The sequence below is a fragment of the Actinoplanes sp. ATCC 53533 genome (genome assembly GCF_003947245.1).
In genome coordinates, this window is the sequence record NZ_QHHV01000642.1 from 1 (window position 1) to 669 (window position 669).

At 66.2% G+C, this 669-nt stretch carries 1 protein-coding gene; it reads right to left on the reverse strand.

The features are described from left to right. Positions 1-231: 231 nt before the first annotated feature. Positions 232-669: universal stress protein (locus DMB66_RS60415; protein ID WP_148113006.1), on the reverse strand; the 438-nt coding region annotated here is incomplete at its 5' end.

Consider the following 669-nt stretch of genomic DNA (forward strand, 5'->3'; position numbering starts at 1 on the left):
CGCCCGGCTGGTCTACATCTGATCACCATTCGTCCACGCTGCCTCACACGACAATGAGGCGACCGGTCACACGGTGGACGGCCCTGGCGGGCTCCGCTGCCGATTCGTGTTCGCCCAGTACCGGCGGTCTGCGCCCGTACCTGGCGAAAGCTCCGCACGCCGCCACGAGACGTCACAGGGCCGATCGCTTCGGTGATCCGGTCTCGGATCCGGCGACGTAGGCTGCCCTGGCTAAAACCTGGACCGCGTTGAAACCGCCGCGACATCGGCGTCGGTGAGCGGCGTTGCCGCCGTCGACCGTGACGGCACCGTGATGATCGGCAACGACGTGACCTGGAGCAGACGAGCGGCGACACTGCCGAGCATGAGGTTGATCAGTGATCCATGCCCGCGGTTGCCGATGACGAGCACGTCAGCGGCAGCGGCTTCGGCAAGCTCCAGAATTGTGCGCGGAACGTCACGGGTGGTGGCTTTGGACGACACGACGGTGGCCTGGACGCCGTCGTCTTGCAATCGTCGAACCATGCGGTGAAGTGAGGCCAGCACGGGCCTGCCGTCCTCGGCCAGGAAGCCGGACCTACTGATCGTGACCTCCTGGACATAGATGATCGTCAGCGTTCTGCCGGTGGCCCGCGCGAGACCTTCCGCGAGGGGCAGCGCCTCGGATGC